Genomic DNA, 14,852 nt, shown 5'->3' on the forward strand with positions numbered 1-14,852 from the left:
CCAGCGTCCGGCTCACTCCGTGAGCGCGAATGCCCGCCGCCACTCGCGCGGGCTCACCTGGAATGCCCGGTTGAAGCTCTGGCGGAACGATACCGCCGAGCGGAAGCCGGATTGCTCCGCCACCTGATCGATGGACAGCGAGGTGGATTCAAGCAGGTCCTTGGCCCTGCGCAGGCGCTCAGCATCCACCCAGGCACCGACCGTCATGCCGGTCGCCTTGAGGAAGCGCCGGGTAAACGTCCGCCGGCTCATGGCCACCTTTTCGGCGAGTTCATCCAATGAATGATCCCGCTGCAGGTCTTCGCGAATGTAGTCGAGCAACCGGCTCAACAGTGCATCCTGCGGCGATGCCGGCATCGGCTGGTCGATGTATTGGGACTGGCCGCCCTCGCGATGGGGAGGCAGCACCATGATGCGGGCGATTCGGTTGGCATGGCGCGCGCCACAGAGTTTGCGAGCCAGATACATGCAGCAGTCCAATGCCGCACCGGTGCCTGCCGACGTCACGATTCGGTCTTCGTCGACGTACAGGGCATTCATGTCCAGGCTGACTTGTGGGAAACGCCCGTGGAAATCGGCCTCGGCCAGCCAGTGCGTTGCCGCCACGTGCCCGTCCAGCAATCCTGCATAGGCCAGCGCATAGGCGCCATAGCAGAGACCGACGACGTGCGCACCCCGGCGATGTGCTGCGATCAGCCGGTCGGTCAGGCCCGCGCTCGGGGCGAGGTGCAGATCCGCCCACCCCGGGACGATCACTACGTCTGCCTGGTCAAGCAGTTCCAGCCCCCCGTGGGGCGTTACAGCCACCTGCCCGCCCGATAAGATGACGTCCGTGCGTTCTGCGGCGATGCGCAGGTGGAACAAGGCCTGATCCTCCGGCTGGATGTCGAAGATCATCAACGGCACGGACAGATGGAACGCGCTGACGCCTTCGGGGGCCAGCACAACGACCTGCAGCGGCGTGGCCGCAGGGGGGGGTGAACGATCGCTGGCCATGGCCCGATTCCATCGATGTTGGTCTCTCAGGCCAGTATTCGCAGGTTCGCGCGCGCGTCAATCTGGGCGTCATCCGCTCACCCTGAGAGAAACGCATGAAACTCCTGTCCCTCGCACTTACCACGGTGTTGGTCCTGGGTATCCAGGCCAGCGCACACGCCGCAGGCCCTGCATCAGCGACCACTTCGATCCAGCAGATCCGCAATGCCACGGCCAAGATCACCTATGGCGACACCGTGCTGCTGGTGGACCCGATGCTGGCCGCCAAGGGGGCCTATCCAGGCTTCCTGGACACGTATCGCAGCGAGCTGCGCAACCCGACCGTCGAACTGCCCTTCGATGTGGGCCAGGTGCTCAAGGACGTGGATGCCGTCCTGCTAACGCACACCCACCTCGACCACTGGGACCCCGCCGCGGAAACGCTGATCCCGAGGCAGATGCCGATGTTCGTCCAGCATGAAGCGGACGCGGCCCTGCTTCGCGGCAAGGGGTTCGCTGACGTCCGCATCCTGCCCGCGCACGTCACTTTCGAGGGCGTGACGATTTCTCGTGTCGCCGCACAGCACGGTTCGGCGGCCATGTTCCAGGTGGAGCCGCTGGCGACGATGCTCGGCAGTGTGACCGGCTTCGTGTTCCAGAAGAGCGGTGAGCCCACCATCTACCTTGCTGGCGACACCGTGTGGACCGGCGACGTACAGGACGCGATCAAGCGGTATGCGCCGGATGTCATCGTGCTCAACACGGGCGATGCACGGGTCAAGGGCTTCGATACCGGCATCATCATGGGCGTGGAGGACACCTCGCGTGTCCATGCGTTGGCGCCGTCGGCGAAGATCGTCGCCGTCCACATGGATGCGGTGAATCACATGACCGTCTCCCGTGCGGACCTGCGCCGCTACGTCCGTGAGAACGCACTCCAGGACAGCGTGCTGATTCCTGAAGATGGCGAAACCCTGAACTTCTGAAGGAGCACACCATGAAAACTGCACTGATCGTGGTCGACATCCAGAACGACTATTTCGCGGGCGGCCGTTTCCCGCTGGAAAACAGCGAACAGGCCTTGGCTGCAGCCTTGCACGCGATCGCGCAGGCCAGGCAGGCCGGTGAGCTGGTCGTGGGTATCCAGCACATCGCAGCGAGCGATGGTCCGTTCATGGCCGCAGGCACCGAGGGCGCGGCATTGCATCCGGCCATTGCCGAGGCGCTGGAGGGCTGTCCAGTGATCGAGAAGCATCAGGCCGACAGCTTCCTCGGCACTGCGCTGGGCGAAACACTCGCCGCCCGGAATGTCTCGGCCATTCGACTGGTCGGGATGATGACCCAGCACTGCATCACGCATACGGCACTGTCGCCGGAGGCAGCGGGCATTGACGTCACGATCATCGGTGCGGGCTGCGCTGCGCCGACCGCGATGATCAGCGGCATCGCGCTCTCCGGATTGGCCGGGCGCTGCAAGGTGGTGTGACCCGCAGGAGGTGCCCGCGTGAAGACTCGTGCTTCACGCGGCGCACACTACCCTCTTGCCGTCACACCCCCATGGAGCTTCTCCCTCGTGAGCCGGCATTGGCCGCCAACGCGCGCGTTAAAAGGACGTACCTGTCTTTCCCTGATTCTGTTGACTGGCGCTGCCGTTGCCCAGCCCGCACCGGACGGCGCCGCGGTCCCCGCGTTGGATTGGCAGCAGTCGCAGCAGCGGCTGGAGCAGGTCTCCGATGCCTTGGCCGCAGCGGATGCGTCGGTGCGCAACAAGCAGGACCTGCAGGACGCCACCCGGCTGCTGCGTCTTCCAGAGATCACCGGTGAAATACGCCGGCTGCAGTTCCAGAAGACGCTCACCCTGCCGCTGGGTTCCTTGGCGCCGGTCGCTGAGGCCTTCGGCATCGACTCGCCGCTGCAGTTCACCGAGCGCGATTGGCGCACCCGCCCGGTGGTCACGGCGGTGTTGCCGCTGTACACCGGTGGGTTGATCCCTGCCGCCCAGCAGGCCGCGGCAGGCGCGACCGACCAGGCCAGCGCCGAGCGCGAATCGCAGCGCCAGTCGCTGAGCGTGCAGCTGGTCCAGGCCTATTTCGGCCAGCGTCTTGCCGAGCAGGCCGTGGACGTGCGCCGCGAGGTGCGCGATGGGCTGCAGCGTCACCTTGATGATGCGATGAAGCTGGAACGCGAGGGCTTCGCCACCCGCGCCCAGCGGCTGCAGGCCAATGTGGCCCGCGACAAGGCCGAGCGCGAGTACCAGAAATCGCTGAATGATCTGCAGACGCTGAAGGCCGCGTTGGCCACCCTGCTGCGCAGCGGTGGCGACGTTCGCCCACTGTCGCCCTTGTTCGTGCATCGCGCGCCGATCGGTGCCCTGCCCACCTTCGAACGCGATGCACAGGCCCGGCAACCCCAGATTGCCCGGCTGCGCGCCCTGGTGGCCCAGGCCGAGCAAGGCGTGCGCGTGCAGCAGGCCAAGCTCAAACCCACCGTATTCCTGTTTGGCCAGTACGATTTCCGCCGTCGCGACGAAATGTTGACCGACCCGGACTGGGCGTTCGGCATCGGCCTGAAGTACACCTTCCTGTCGCCCACCTCGCGCCCCGCCCAGATCAGCGCCGCCCGCGCCCAGCAGGATCAGGCCGAAGCCGGCCTGCGCGAAGCCGAGAACCAGGTGACGCTGGGCGTGCGCAAGGCCTGGTACGAACTGGATACCGCCCGCCAGCAGTTCCTGCTGCTGGACAGCAGCATCGAACAGAACCGCGAAAACCTGCGCCTCCAGGAGCTGGCCTTCCGCGAAGGCCAGGCCACCTCGCTGGATGTGATCGATGCGCGCCTGGGGCTGGGCGGCGCGCAGGTCGAACGCGCGCAGGCCGCGTATCAATACGACGTGGCGCTGGCACAGTTGCTGGAGATCAGTGGACAGATGGACCGATATGAAGAATTCCGCCGCCGCGGCGACGAGGTGATCGCGCATGAATGACACACTGCAGGCACCGGCCGACGCGCCGCCGCCGAAAAAACGCAAGGTCGGCATCCTCATCGGGCTGGTGCTGGCGATCGTGGTGGTGATCGGGCTGTGGCTGGCCTGGCGCACCCCGGCCGAACAGCTGCAGGGCATGGCCGACGCCGACACCATCAACGTGGCCGCGAAGATCACCGCCCGGCTGGCCGAGCTGAAGGTGCGCGAGGGCGACCGGGTCACCGCCGGCCAGGTGCTGTTCGTGCTGGACAGCCCCGAGGTGGCGGCCAAGGAGCAGCAGGCCCAAGGCGCGCTCGAGGCAGCGCGGGCGGTGGCCGACAAGGCCGACGAAGGGGCACGCAGCGAGGACATCCGCGCCGCGCAAGCCAATTGGAAACGCGCCGAGGCGGGCGCCACCCTGGCCGATGCCACGTATCAGCGCGTGCAGAACCTGTTCAACGAAGGCGTGATGACGCGGCAGAAACGTGACGAGGCCTTGGCCCAGGCGCGCAGTTCGCGCGAGCTCTCCAACGCCGCGCGGGCGCAGTACGACCAGGCGCTGGCCGGCGCGCGCGACCAGGACAAGCGCGCCGCGCAGGGCCAGGTCCGCCAAGCGCAGGGTGCCGTGGCCGAGGTGGATGCGGCCCGCGACGAGATCAACGGCCGCGCGCCCATGGCTGGCGAGATCAACAAACGCATGTCGGATATCGGCGAGCTGGTGCCGGCCGGCTACCCGGTCTTCACTCTGGTCGACATCGACCGCATGTGGGTGTCGGTGAACCTGCGCGAATCGCAGATGCGGGGCCTGAAGGTCGGTGCCCGCCTGCGCGGCAACGTGCCCGCACTGGATCGTGACGCCGAATTCGAGGTGTATTTCATCAATCCCGCCGGTGACTACGCCACCTGGCGTGCCACCCGGCAATCGTCCGGCTATGACGTGCGCAGCTTCGAGATCCGGCTGCGCCCGGTCGACCCGGTGGACGGCTTCCGGCCCGGGATGAGCGTGCTGTTCGGGTGGCCGCAGGGATGAGCCGGCCGGTGTGGGCGAGCGCTGCAGCCTCGTTCCAGCGCGAGCTTCAGCACCTGCGCCGCGATCGTGCCGATCTGCTGCTGATCACGCTGCTGCCCGCCGTGATGCTGGGGCTGATGGCATGGTTGTTTGCCGCCTCGGTGATGCGCGATATCCCCATCGCCATGGTCGACCTGGACCGCAGTGCCGAAAGCCGGCAGCTGGCCCGCATGCTCGATGCCAGCCCCGGCGTGAGCGTGGCCAGCCAGCCGTCCAGCCTGGCCGAAGCGCAATCGCAGCTGCGCCGGTTGGACGTCTTTGCGGTCGTACTGGTGCCGCGCGATGCCACCCGGCAGGCACTGCGCGGCGAACAGGGCACGGTGTTCGCGTACTACAACGCCACCTACCTCACCACCGGCCAATCCGCGGTGCGCGATATCGTCGAGGCGGTCAGCGCCTGGAACGCGCGGCTGCTGGGCGAGCGCATCGGCAAGCAGGTCGGCCCGACCAAGTTGCGCGCGCCGCCGATCGCCGTGCAGTCGGACATCCTGCACAACCCCGCGCGCAGCTATGAGTTGTTCCTGTTGCCCTTGCTGTTCCCGGCGATCCTCTCCCTGGGGCTGGCACTGGCGGTTGCAGCCAGCCTGGGCCGTGAGGTCCGCGATGGGCACCTGCGCGACTGGCTGGGCGACACCCCTTGGTCGGCAATCGCCGGCAAAGTCGTGCCGTACGTCCTGCTGTTCTCGGTCTACGGTGCGCTCGGGGTGCTTTACCTTGCCCTGCTCCGTGGTGATGGCATCGCCGGCAGTGCCCTGCTGCTGATGCTGGGGCAACCGCTGTTCTACCTGGCCTGCGCGGCGGTGGCGCTGCTGTTTGTCGGGCTCACCCGTGACATGGGCACGTCACTGTCGGCGATCGGCTTGAGCATCGGCACCGCCCTGGCGTTTTCCGGCGCCACCTTCCCGGTGGTCGATGCGCCGCTGTTCACCCGTATCTGGAATCTCCTGCTGCCGCTGACCGCCTACGTAAAGCTGCAGACCCAGCAGCAGTTCGTCGGCGCGCCGTGGAGTGTCTCGCTGTGGCCGCTGGGCACGCTGCTGCTGATGGTGCTGGTGGCCGGTGGCATCGGTGGCTGGCGATTGATGGCGGCCGCGCGCAACGCCGATCCGGTGCTGCCGGGTGCACCGCGCGAGACCCGCGCATGAACCGCTTCGTCGACAGCCTACGCCTGACCCTGCGCACGGTGCTTACCGATCGCTATGCCGTCGTGCTGATGGTCGGCGCGGTAGTGCTGTACTCGTTCTTCTACCCGGCGGCCTACCGCCATCAGGTGGCCAGCAACCTGCCCATCGTGGTGGTCGACCACGACCAGAGTGCCACCAGTCGAGAACTGCTGCGGCGGGTGGATGCGCTGCACACGGTACGCATTGTTGATCAGCCGGCCAACATCGACCAGGCACGCCATGTGCTGGAAACCGGTAAGGCCGAAGGCATTCTGCTGATCCCGGCCAACCTTGAACGCGACATTCTGCGCGGCAGCCACGGCTATCTGGTGTTGATGGGCAACGGTGCCTACCTCGGCCGCGCCAGTTGGGTGCTCGGCGGCGTGGCCGAGGCACTGACCGCGTTCGCGCGCGAGGCGGCCGTGTCCCAGGCGGCGTTCATGGGGGCACCGCAGGCACCGCCGATCACGTTGGTGCAGCGCCCGCTGTTCAATACGCGGGAAGGGTACGGCAGCGCCATCGTGCCCGGCGTGGCCGAGCTGATCGTGCATCAGACGCTGCTGATGGGCATCGGCGTACTGCTCGGCGCGCGACGCTTGGCGTTGGGCCGGCGCCTGCGCTTTGACATGCCGACACTGGCCGGCATGGCGGTGGGCTTCGGTGCCATCGGCCTGCTCGGGCTGCTGTATTACGCCGGTTTCACCGCGTGGGTGCAGGACTACCCGCGCGGTGGCAATCCGCTCGGACAGTTGCTGGGCGGCACGTTGTTCATCGCCGCCACGGTGGCGTTCGGGCTGTTCATTGGCAGCTTTTTCGCGACCCGCGAACGTGCCTTCCAGGTGGTCGTCGCCTGCTCGATCCCGTTGTTCTTCCTGGCCAACCTGTCCTGGCCGGCGGTCACCTCCCCGCCCGCGCTGGTGGCCCTCGCCCACCTGCTGCCGACCACCCCCGGCATCAACCTGATGGTGCGGTTGAATCAGATGGATGCCCGCCTGGGTGAAGTCAGCCACGAGCTCTGGACGCTGGTCGCGCTGCTGGCGCTGTACGGTGGTCTGGCGATATGGCGGCTGGGTGCCCGCAGGTCTGACTGACTCACGCTGTTGCGGACGCGCCGCCCGCTAGAGAAGCACCTGCCGCGTGCTGCGAAGAAACTGATGGATTTCTTTCTCCACCGACTCATCCAGCATGTAGACCGGCCGCTGGCCGTTGGGGCAGCGCAGGCTGGGGGTCGTCCCGAACATCCGGCAGATCAAAGGGCGTTCTTCGTAGACCTCACAGCCCTGCTTGCCCAGATAGGGACAGCTCAGGTCCGCCAGCGCGGCAGCATGCTCGGCATCGCTCTTGACCGGCAGCCGCGCCACTTCCTCACTTGAGGCGGTGACCGGGCCACAACAGTCGGTACATCCCACGATGCAGCGGAAGGTGGGGATCTGGTCGCGCAGACGCTGGATCGCGTCGCGGGTGGCGTAAGGCATTGCGATGGGCCTTGGAACGGCGTCGGCGGTGGGCCATTTTAACGCGTTGGCAAACGCGACGTATCCAGGGTGCTTCATCTGGGCGCGCAGGCGTGATCCCCTCGTCCGCTGGGTATGATGTCGCGTTCGCCAAGCTGTGTGCCCAAGCAACCCCTCCATGCACGTCCCCACACCCTCCCTGATCATCTGGATAGTGACCGCCGTTGCCACCAGCGGCGTCATCTTCCGTCCCTGGCGGATCCCCGAGTATGTCTGGGCACTGGGCGCTGCCGTGCTGCTGGTTGCGACCGGGCTGGTGCCCATCCCCACGGCCATCGCGGCGGTCGCTGAAGGCGGCGATGTCTATCTGTTCCTGATCGGCATGATGGTGCTGGCCGAGCTGGCGCGTCACGAAGGCCTGTTCGACTGGCTGGCCATGTATGCCGTCCAGCACGCCAAGGGATCCGGGCGGCGCCTGTTTGATCTGGTCTTCCTGGTCGGCACGCTGGTGACCATTTTCCTGTCCAACGACGCCACCGCCGTGGTGCTCACACCGGCGGTGTACGCGGCCTGCAAAGCGGCCCGCGCCAATCCCCTGCCCTACCTGTTCGTCTGCGCGTTCATTGCCAACGCAGCCAGCTTCGTGCTGCCGATCTCCAACCCCGCCAACCTGGTCGTGTTCGGCAGCCACATGCCCTCGCTGCCGGAGTGGCTGCGGCAGTTCAGCCTGCCGTCGCTGGCGGCGATCACGATGACGTATCTGGTGCTGCGCCTGGCTCAACGCCGTCAGATCGCGCACCCGCTGGCGGAGCAGATCGAGCACCGCGCTCTGTCCGAGGGCGGTCGCCTGTGCGCCATCGGTGTCGGGCTCACCGGCATCGTGCTGCTGGTGACCTCGGCGATGAACGGCCCGCTCGGCGTGACGACCTTCTGCGCCGGCGCGCTCACGTTGGCGGCGGTTCGCCTGCGCCAGCGTCGCAGCCCGCTGCCGATACTGCGTCACGTTGCTTGGGGGGTACTGCCCTTGGTGGCAGGCCTGTTCGTGCTGGTCGAAGCCGTTGCCCAGACCGGGGTGATCCGCACGGCCGCGCACGCACTGGAAACGCTGGCACGGACCTCGCCTTCGGAAGCCAGCTGGGTGGCAGGGATCGCGGCAGCGGTGGCGAGCAATCTGGCCAACAACCTGCCCATCGGGCTGGTGGCCGGCTCGCTGGGGCAGATGGCGGACCTGCCGGTGCACACCCGCGCGGCGCTGCTCATCGGCGTGGATCTGGGGCCGAACCTGTCGGTGACCGGGTCACTGGCCACCATGCTGTGGCTGGTCGCGCTGCGTCGGGAGGGCGAGAACGTCAGCGCGCTGCAGTTCTTCAAGCTGGGCATGCTGGTGATGCCACCGGCATTGATCGCGGCGTTGCTGCTGCTCTGATGATCGCGTGGCGTCGCGGCAATGCCGTGACGCCGACACGCTCAGGCGGCTTCAGGTGTCCACTGGCGCAGGGTGGCGGCTTTGAGCGACTGCTCGCCGCAGCCGGTCGGGCAACGCAGTACCCGTGACGCCGCGTTGCTGACAAAGCCAGCGCCTTCCTGTGCCTTGAAGATCACCTCACATGACAGGCAGCGCGCCACCATCGAGTACAGGTGGACGATGCGGCCGCTGCAGGGATCCTGCAGCGCGCTTACGTCCAGCAGGTCAAAGTGGCAGCTGTCGGGCATCGCGCGCCGGGGAAACGGTGGGGAAACGGTCGTCTGCAGGTTCACGCGTGCCAGCCTCGATGGTGTGGGCATCACTTTAGGCACCCGGGTGTGGAGCGTGCGTGCACTGGACGACCGTGCCGCGTGATCACAGCGTGGCCTGCGCCTGCAGCGTGAACACCCAGCTGTCCGGGCGGCTCTCATACGCCCCGGGACGGGCCACATACTGCACCGCAGGCCGCAGGATCAGCCACGGAGTCACCTGCACACCGTAGTTGAGCTCCACGAACTGCTCGTTGCTCTGCTCGTCCTTGCCGGTGATGCGCTGGTACTGGGCAAGACGGTCGGAGATGTCCAGCCGGGTCCACGCCAGGCTCAGCACATCATCCTCGCGTGAGGCCACCACACCGCGCCAACTCAGGCCGGCTTCCCACGAATACCGCATGAGGCCGGTCGTGGCATCCGCACGCGTGGCCACGCCGAATACCGACAGACCGCGCACGGTGTCGCCTTCGGGCTTCAGCACGCGCTGCGCCAGCTGGATGTACGAACCGCTGCGATGCGAGGCGCGCGGTGCGGCCGGATTGCCGATGTCGTCCGCGTTGGACGTGTCCAGGTAATAACCGACCTTGTAGGTGCCACCGTAATGCTGCCCGGTGTTGCCGTGGCTGTAGCCCACTTCAACGGGCAGGAACAGGCCGGTCTTGCCACGGTCGGACACGCGGAAGCCACTGCCCGCCTGCTTGCGCATCGGCACGACATCGTAAATGCCGGTCTGTGCGTACCAGCCCGAGGGATCGGCCCACTTCACCCGCAGGCCCCACTGGCCGGTCGGATTGTCCAGCCAACCGGAGCTGTAGATCGGGCCCAGCGGATGGCCACACTGGCCGTTGTTGTTGAAGTTGCAGGTGTACGGCAAACCGCCGAAGTCGTTGCCCATCGAGTAGAAGCCGCCCTTCAGGCTCAACCGCTTGTCCAGCAGCCAGCGCTCGTAGGAGAGCTCGTTGAAGCGCAGGTTCTGCCCTTGGCCATAGAACGCCTGGTTCTGCACGTAGGAGCCCGTCGAGCGGTCATTGACGGCATTGCCGAAGCGGTCGGAGAACACCACCCGCATCGTGCCGTCGAAACCGAAGGCTTTGCTGGTATCGATCATGGCACCGAAATCAACGTGCTCGGCGGTGGACCAGCCGTTACCCTTGTAGCCATCGCTGTTGACGCCCGTGGCAATCACGATGCGGGCGCTCGGGGTCACGCCACGGTCCTGCAGCCAGATGCGGGCCGCCCAGTCCGCGCTGAGTGGAGTCTGAGCAATCGTGTCCACAGGCTTGGGTCTGGGAGCCTCTGGTTCAGCCGCCCATGCCGGCATGACGGCTGCGAATGCCATCAACCCGAGGCTTGCAACGAGGGAGGTGCGCTTCATGGCGAAGCCCTCCGCTGCTTGCGCCTTGTCCACGCGCGTCGCACCAGCAGGATCACCACCACGAAAGCCGCAAGCCCCAGGATGAGCAGCGGCAGCCACAGGCGCGCGATCTTGGCCAGCAGCGGTTTCTCACCGCCATCGCGGATCAGCGCGACCTGGGCTTCCGTGACCTGGTCACCGGGCCCGAAGGTGGTCCGCACGTAGCTCGCGACTGCGGCGATGTCGGCATCGCTCAACGCCTGCACGTACGAGCCTTCCGAAAAGTGCGGCATCACTACGTGCTTACCGTCCACCTCGCGGTCGATGCCGCCGATGATGGTCGCCACCAGGTTCTGTGGCCGAACCATGCCGACGGTGCTGTTGTGCACCAGCGACGGGTAGTAGCCGTCGTTGCTGCCCTCGCCGCGCGAGCCATGGCAGCTGGCGCAGAGGCCGGAATACAGCACCGCACCGGAGGCGATGGGCGCGCCCGTGCCGCGAATCGCGGGCTCACCCGGTGCCGTGGCGGTATCGCCCCAGGCGAAGGCTGCACGGGTGGCATCCTTGTCAGCCACGGCCGGCACCGTCCGCAGATAGGTCACGATCGCGCTGATGTCGTCGTCGCGCAGTTTGGAAAGGCTGTTGCTCACCGCTTCGGCCATACCGCCACCGGCCTGCCCCTTGCCCTCAACCCGGCCGGTCTTCAGGTACTGGGCCAGTTCGTCATCGGTCCACCCGCCGATCCCGCTGATCGGGTGCGAAGTGATGTTGGGCGCATACCAATCGCCCAGCGAACCACCGGCGAAGGCTTTGCCGCCCACCTCCTGCATCATCAACCCGCGTGGACTGTGGCAGCTGGAGCAGTGCGCCAACCCTTCCACCAGGTAGGCACCCCTATTCCACTGCGCACTCTGTGCCGGATCCGGTTTGAACGGGGTCTTGTCCAGGAACAGCAGATTCCACACCGCCATGGACGAGCGCACGCTGAAGGGGAATGGCAGTTCGGTGGTACGTGCCTCCTCATCGACCGGGGCGACCGCCTGCATGAAGTAGACGTACAGCGCGTGGATGTCCTCGTCGGTCAGCTTGGCGTAGGAGGTGTACGGCATCGCCGGGTACAGGTGGGCACCGTCTTTGCGCACGCCCTCACGGACCGCCTTGGCGAAATCGGCCTCCGTGTAGTTGCCAATGCCGTGGGACGTGGACGGGGTGATGTTGCTCGCCCAGATCTCACCCAGCGGCGAGGCGATCGCGTAGCCGCCGGCGTAGGGCTTGCCTTGCTTCGGGCTGGTGTGGCACGCCACGCAGTCCGCGGCCACGGACAGGTAGCGCCCACGTTCGATGGTGTCATCGGCGCGCGCGGTGTGGCTGACGCCGGCCAACAGGCCCAATGCGATGAGCAGAAAGGCCTTCATACGGAACGCTCGATGGCATCGGCCGCGCGCAGGGCCAGCGCGGCCATGGTCAAGGTGCTGTTGACGACGCTGGCCGAGACCATCGCGCTGCCGCCCGGCAGCCACAGATTCGCGTGGTCATGCGCGCGGCAATCGCCACCGACCACGGAATCACGCGGATCCGCCCCCATGATGGTCGAGCCCATGATGTGGTTGTTGGCATTGAGCGCCGTGGTGATCACGAATTCTTCGGCGTTGAACAGCGTGCCGATGTGCCGCAGCTGCTCGCAGGATTTGTCGTAGCCCTTGCGCGCGTAGTCGCCCAGCGAGTAATGGATGTCCGGGCAGGCCAGGCCATGGCCATCGACGCGGGTCGTGGACAGCGTCAGCCGGTTGCTCGGGTCGGGCAGCGGCTCCAGGCTGATCGACAGGTCCACCCCGTAGATCGCGCGGCGTCGGATCTCCGCGTCCAGCGCCTCACCGGCCAGCCCCATCTTCAGTGCCTGGTCGGTGGCGATCGCCACCCGACTGATGTTGTTGAGGATGATCTTGGTCGCCGAATACTCCGACCGGAACGCACCATCGCGTGGCCCGACCATGCAGCTGGACTGCGCCGGGCCACGCCCGAGCCAGATCGGGCGGTCCGCGATGAAGGAGCAGTGGAAGCCGGAGTGGTCCAGCATGTTGCGCCCGACCTGGTCGGACGAATTGGCGATGCCGTTCGGGTTCTGTTCGTTGGCGGCCAGCAGCAGCAGACGCGGCGTTTCCAGCGCGTTGCAGGCGATCACGAAACTGCGCCCGGTGGCCTTGTGGCTGACCTTGTCGCTGTCATACCAGTGAATGGCGGTCACCCGGTTCTGCGCGTCGGTGTCGATCTTGTAGGCCACCGATTCGGCCAGCACCTTGGCACCCAGGGCTTCGGCGGCCTGGACGGTATGGACGCCGTTGTACATGGCGCCGATCGGGCAGATCGGCTGGCAGTTGTTGTTGCCACAGCACGCGGGGCGATCATTCCAGGGCTTGATCATGCGCCCCTGCGGAATCGGCACCAGGTTGTAGCCGTGTGGATTGACCACCTCGGCAAACACCGTGTCGCCGTTGCCCCACGGAATCATGTCGGCCAGATACGGCTTGGAGCGCTGCGAGGGGCTCTGCTGCGCGGGATCGTTCGGCCCGGAGACGCCCATGGCCTCTTCAGCGCGGCAGTAGTACGGCTCGATGTCCTCGTAGCTGATCGGCCAATCGCGTCCGACCCCGTAGGCGGACTGCATCTTGAAGTCGACCGGAAGGTGGCGCCAGCAGGAGGCCGCCCAGTGCCAGGTCGTGCCACCAACCGCCTTGATGAAGCCCTGATGGAAGCTGCTGGCATCGGGGCCGGTCAGGCCGACGTAATCGTTGGCCGGGAAGTACAGTGGCGCCGTCGCGAATTTCGATTGCGGGAACGGCCCTTGGAAATCGCTGCCGATGCGCCGCTCGAAGCTGACGTTGCGCCAGTTTTCAACAACGTCGGCGCGATTCAGGCGCGGCCCGGCTTCTAGCACCAGCACGGATTTGCCAGCACGCACCAACTGGTGGGCGATCAACGCACCGACCACGCCAGAACCGACGATCACGACGTCGGCATCGGCGTCGCCATCACGGAAAACCGGAGCTTTCATGAGAGGAATCCAGATCTGGAACAGAAGAGAGAGGGCCGCGCGGACTTAGGCGCGTGCTCGAATCGGGGCCGGCGGCTCAGCGGTCCACCAGGCGGGGCCGCCTTGGACGTAGGTCGGTGGTGAAAGGCCGTCATCCACGCAGCGCTGCATCAGCGCATCGCGGTAGGACACGGTCACGGCGTGCACGCCCTTGCCAACGGTGCCCGTGTACCACGCGGTGATGATGGCCAACGCGGCGGGTTTCGCGTCGCCCGCCGCCGCGATCAGTGCCTGCGCGCCAGTCACCTGCCCTGCCAGTGCGACCAGGGTGGGGAACTGCGCATGCAGCTCGGGCTGAAGATGGGCGAACGCCTGTTCGATCCGGTCGGCCGTGGCAGGGTCCAGATCGGTCTTGCCGGTCAGGGCATGAGAGAGGTCGAGGAAGGCAGTATCGGTCTTGGCCGCAGGCGCCGTTGCAGCCGGCGCTGCCACCGCAGGCGCTTTGTCCCGGCAGGCTGCGAGCAGCGAAACCGAACCGACCGCAAGAAGGAAGCCTCGTCGAGTGAGGCCTTGGCCCCGACGATGCTCGTCCAATCCCTCGGGAATACTCATGATGTGAACTCTGCTCCGTAACACGCCGGCTCCCCGCCCGTAGACCACGGAACGGCTAAGCTTCGACGGCGACAAGGCTACTCCCCCTGTCTGTCATCACGGAGTGATAAGTGATGACTCACGCACCGCGCACGGCATCGGCGTTACAAACCGGGCTCGTTCACTTCCGGAGAATCGCCATGCGAACCGTGTTGTTCAGTGCCCTTGCGGCGATGGCGTTGGCGGGCTGCAACAAGGCCGAGCCCACCGATCAGGGCAAGCACGCCGATACCATCGAGCAGCCTGTACCTGCACCGGCGGGCAACGCGTCCTCGCGCAACGTGCCCGGCGGTGGCAGTGGGACGGCGGCCTCCGAAACGCAGGATTCCGGGCATGGCGCAGAAGCACCGGCAGAGCCCACGCACGACTCGCCACCGAAGCGGTAGGCCGTCATGAAGCGGCTCCCCAAGGGCAGGCGGAACGGTGGGACCCTGAAATGGGCCCGCACACGCTTTCTCC

Annotated in this window: 15 protein-coding genes; 8 read left to right on the forward strand and 7 right to left on the reverse strand. The window is 66.4% G+C overall.

The genetic code is table 11. The features are described 5' to 3' along the window. Window positions 1-12 precede the first annotated feature (12 nt). A complete protein-coding gene (locus tag ACWV8V_RS05850; RefSeq protein WP_455899192.1) occupies window positions 13-996 on the reverse strand; it encodes a GlxA family transcriptional regulator in 984 nt (327 codons plus the stop codon). A gap of 95 nt (window positions 997-1,091) precedes the next feature. Between ACWV8V_RS05850 and ACWV8V_RS05855 the strand changes: the two genes are divergently transcribed. From ACWV8V_RS05855 to ACWV8V_RS05880, 6 genes are all read left to right on the forward strand, one after another. Further along, window positions 1,092-1,961 (forward strand): MBL fold metallo-hydrolase, encoded by an 870-nt coding sequence (locus ACWV8V_RS05855; RefSeq protein WP_455899193.1) that lies wholly within the window; start codon window positions 1,092-1,094, stop codon window positions 1,959-1,961. An 11-nt stretch (window positions 1,962-1,972) separates the two neighbouring features. Further along, window positions 1,973-2,461, forward strand: a complete 489-nt coding sequence (locus ACWV8V_RS05860; protein WP_455899194.1) for an isochorismatase family protein — start codon at window positions 1,973-1,975, stop codon at window positions 2,459-2,461. A 141-nt stretch (window positions 2,462-2,602) separates the two neighbouring features. Next, window positions 2,603-3,955, forward strand: coding sequence for a TolC family protein (locus ACWV8V_RS05865; protein WP_455899614.1), 1,353 nt, complete (start codon window positions 2,603-2,605; stop codon window positions 3,953-3,955). Continuing rightward, a complete protein-coding gene (locus ACWV8V_RS05870; protein ID WP_455899195.1) occupies window positions 3,948-4,964 on the forward strand; it encodes an HlyD family secretion protein in 1,017 nt (338 codons plus the stop codon). The genes ACWV8V_RS05865 and ACWV8V_RS05870 overlap by 8 nt, the downstream gene beginning before the upstream one ends. Then, complete coding sequence (locus ACWV8V_RS05875) at window positions 4,961-6,148, forward strand: ABC transporter permease (RefSeq protein ID WP_455899196.1); 1,188 nt, start codon at window positions 4,961-4,963, stop codon at window positions 6,146-6,148. Before ACWV8V_RS05870 ends, ACWV8V_RS05875 begins: the two co-directional genes overlap by 4 nt. Beyond that, complete coding sequence (locus ACWV8V_RS05880; protein WP_455899197.1) at window positions 6,145-7,257, forward strand: ABC transporter permease; 1,113 nt, start codon at window positions 6,145-6,147, stop codon at window positions 7,255-7,257. Before ACWV8V_RS05875 ends, ACWV8V_RS05880 begins: the two co-directional genes overlap by 4 nt. 27 nt (window positions 7,258-7,284) lie before the next feature. On the opposite strand, the gene ACWV8V_RS05885 is transcribed toward ACWV8V_RS05880, so the two are convergent. Then, window positions 7,285-7,641, reverse strand: coding sequence for a YkgJ family cysteine cluster protein (locus ACWV8V_RS05885; RefSeq protein ID WP_259260025.1), 357 nt, complete (start codon window positions 7,639-7,641; stop codon window positions 7,285-7,287). A gap of 157 nt (window positions 7,642-7,798) precedes the next feature. Between ACWV8V_RS05885 and ACWV8V_RS05890 the strand changes: the two genes are divergently transcribed. Beyond that, window positions 7,799-9,046 carry an arsenic transporter gene (locus ACWV8V_RS05890; protein WP_455899198.1) on the forward strand — a complete coding sequence of 416 codons (1,248 nt, stop codon included), beginning with the start codon at window positions 7,799-7,801 and terminating at the stop codon, window positions 9,044-9,046. A gap of 41 nt (window positions 9,047-9,087) precedes the next feature. Here the strand turns inward: ACWV8V_RS05890 and ACWV8V_RS05895 are convergent, their stop codons facing one another. The 5 genes from ACWV8V_RS05895 to ACWV8V_RS05915 form a co-directional block, all read right to left on the reverse strand. Continuing rightward, window positions 9,088-9,333 carry a hypothetical protein gene (locus tag ACWV8V_RS05895; RefSeq protein WP_455899199.1) on the reverse strand — a complete coding sequence of 82 codons (246 nt, stop codon included), beginning with the start codon at window positions 9,331-9,333 and terminating at the stop codon, window positions 9,088-9,090. A 127-nt stretch (window positions 9,334-9,460) separates the two neighbouring features. Next, window positions 9,461-10,633 (reverse strand): carbohydrate porin, encoded by a 1,173-nt coding sequence (locus ACWV8V_RS05900; protein ID WP_455899200.1) that lies wholly within the window; start codon window positions 10,631-10,633, stop codon window positions 9,461-9,463. Window positions 10,634-10,728: 95 nt separating this feature from the next. Then, on the reverse strand, window positions 10,729-12,126 hold the full coding sequence (locus tag ACWV8V_RS05905) for a c-type cytochrome (RefSeq protein WP_455899201.1): 1,398 nt from the start codon (window positions 12,124-12,126) through the stop codon (window positions 10,729-10,731). Continuing rightward, the gene (locus tag ACWV8V_RS05910; RefSeq protein WP_455899202.1) at window positions 12,123-13,763 is read right to left on the reverse strand and encodes an FAD-dependent oxidoreductase; all 1,641 of its coding nucleotides are present in this window, start codon (window positions 13,761-13,763) and stop codon (window positions 12,123-12,125) included. Before ACWV8V_RS05910 ends, ACWV8V_RS05905 begins: the two co-directional genes overlap by 4 nt. A 45-nt stretch (window positions 13,764-13,808) precedes the next feature. Beyond that, on the reverse strand, window positions 13,809-14,354 hold the full coding sequence (locus ACWV8V_RS05915) for a sorbitol dehydrogenase family protein (RefSeq protein ID WP_259260018.1): 546 nt from the start codon (window positions 14,352-14,354) through the stop codon (window positions 13,809-13,811). Between the two features lie 179 nt (window positions 14,355-14,533). Between ACWV8V_RS05915 and ACWV8V_RS05920 the strand changes: the two genes are divergently transcribed. Further along, window positions 14,534-14,779 carry a hypothetical protein gene (locus ACWV8V_RS05920; protein WP_455899203.1) on the forward strand — a complete coding sequence of 82 codons (246 nt, stop codon included), beginning with the start codon at window positions 14,534-14,536 and terminating at the stop codon, window positions 14,777-14,779. Window positions 14,780-14,852: the final 73 nt, after the last annotated feature.

Source organism: Stenotrophomonas sp. Ker107b, assembly GCF_053847245.1.